This window comes from Martinezella lusitana, assembly GCF_014207095.1.
Classification (GTDB): Bacteria; Pseudomonadota; Alphaproteobacteria; order Rhizobiales; family Rhizobiaceae; genus Rhizobium; species Rhizobium lusitanum_B.
The window spans coordinates 1-2,130 of record NZ_JACHBG010000058.1; the positions used below are offsets into that span (position 1 = coordinate 1).

Here is a 2,130-nt window from a genome sequence, read left to right on the forward strand (position 1 = left end):
TTTTGGTCCAGGCCATCGTGTTCTCCATCGAATCTCGCAAATCCGAAGGAATCATAACCTGCTGAAATCACCCACCTCTTTTTGAGGCAGCCTCTGAGAGATCGCCGATGCAGCCGTGAATGAACTGCGCGTGTCTGAGCAGGCGTCGTTGCATTGAGGTCTCACCATATTGCGAAAATTCGGCAGACCGGCCAATTCGTCTTCTTTGATAACGATGTTCGATTAATGTCGCTCGGGAGACGTGACGGCCAGTGCATCATTCGGTACGGTGTCCGGCATCTTGATCGTCAGGCACAGGTTTATGGAGATCCATGCCATGCAAAGTTACTCGCTAGTTGAAGATGAAGATCATACCTACGCCGTCGTCGACGCTCGTTCCTTCGAAACAGTTGTGCGATCCGGTATCATACTTGAGCATCTGTCTCCGCAAGTAGCTGAAGGAATCATCCCGGTGCTTGAGGCGCTGGATCGCCACAGGGAAATGCCCAAGTGATCCACAGGGCAGGGCCGATCGGGCTTTGTTTTCCACCGCAATTGGCGAGACAATGGCGAGTCGTGGATATCCATCGCCAGATCTCGGTATATTCGAGGCCCATGGTGTTTGTCCTAGGGATGAGCACGGACAAGCATTATAGCAGGGCCGGCCAAGAGCGTCAGACCAATCAAGAGCGAAACAACGAACTTCAATATCTTGATACGCCGTGTTCTGGCGCCGTTCCAATCATATGCCACGTAGAACCTCGCGCGCGAAACAAAAAGGTCTGGGCTACAGATAATGGTTGCAAGCGGGACCGGCCAAGAGAAATCGACTTGGCCTTTCGTTGTAAGGCCAAGCGAAAAGACAAGGCAACGCCCGAATTTAAAGGCCGGAAAACAACCGAGCCAGCTTCAGGCTTGCCGTAATCCCCATTCCCTTTCGAATTCGTCCGTAAAATCGTTCGGCGGCTCCTTCATCGTTCGGGCGGGGGACTTTGGATCAGCGCTGATAGTCACTGGCGAGAGCTCTTTTGCCGACCTTTTGCCGTCTTCAATCTCAAGAGTATAGGAAATGGGTACGCCTGGAGTCAGATGAGGCAGCTTCGCCTTTATAGCTTCACTGAGATGCACGAAAATATCCGGGCCACCATCGTCAGTTTTATAAAGCCGTACTTCTTGTTCGCGTCAAACCATTTGACTTTCCTTGCCATAACCTTCCCCATGTTGGCTTTATTGGTTGGAGTGCGAGCGCTATCGCAGCTAACCTCTTGAAGCAATTCTTCGGGCATCGAGGTTGCTCGCGGCGTTCAGGCGATACTGTATGTCTTTTCCCGCCTTGAAAAAGGGAACCCACTTCTCCTCGACGAATATCGATGTGTTCGTCTTTGGGTTTCTGCCTGATTTCGACAAGCGATGGCGGACACTGAACGCGCCGAACCCTCTTAGCTCAACCCTGTCGCCACGCATCAGCGCTTCAGCCATTTCCTCGAGGATCGCATCAACGATCCTTTCCGCATCCTTCAAATGCAGAAAGGGTCTGCGATGAGCGACAATTTCGATAAGTTCGGATTTGATCATGTTCCAATCTCATGTACGGAAAACTTGACGTTCGTTAAAACAGGCAACCTAGCCGGTACCGGGCGGAACTGCGAAGCGGCACGGCACTTTGTCGAAAGTCCCTCTTGCGTGAGAATTTTGCAAGAGACGAAGCACCGTCATGGGCAGATATGCTTACTTGCTGCGAGCCTTGCAGGCGGATTTTCCCTACTGTGGCTATCGAGCGAGTGTGGGCAGACATCAGCCTGCACGTAGGCCCAGCCGTCCTCGCCAGAGCTTCCAGATGACCCACGATATGCACGCAGTCAGAAATGATGTGAACATATTAGCCTGACTGTCGTGACGAGTGCGCGGCGGAAGAAGCGCCATCGGTCATCGCGCTGAACATGTGGGCTGCGAGTGCCGTTGTACTGGAGTTTATCGCCCGTGCTTTTCCATTCCGTCATGATGGGACGGCAGCCATAGCAAGGAGTGTTTTCATGCTCGTGCGGCGAGGACCGCTGATCATGTCCCAGGACGTGGTGTAGCTTAGACGACCACGGCTCATCCCAGAGGGTCGGATGAGTATCAGCTTGCTGCTGGCAGGCTGATGAGCGG

Annotated in this window: 2 protein-coding genes; one reads left to right on the forward strand and one right to left on the reverse strand. The window is 53.0% G+C overall.

Translation table 11 applies throughout. The features are described 5' to 3' along the window. The first annotated feature begins 241 nt into the window (after positions 1 to 241). Entirely contained in the window at positions 242 to 493 is a 252-nt protein-coding gene (locus GGD46_RS33540; RefSeq protein WP_120764172.1) for a hypothetical protein, read from the forward strand. Positions 494 to 1,236: 743 nt separating this feature from the next. On the opposite strand, the gene GGD46_RS33550 is transcribed toward GGD46_RS33540, so the two are convergent. Continuing rightward, entirely contained in the window at positions 1,237 to 1,554 is a 318-nt protein-coding gene (locus GGD46_RS33550) for an integration host factor subunit beta (protein ID WP_004119995.1), read from the reverse strand. Positions 1,555 to 2,130: the final 576 nt, after the last annotated feature.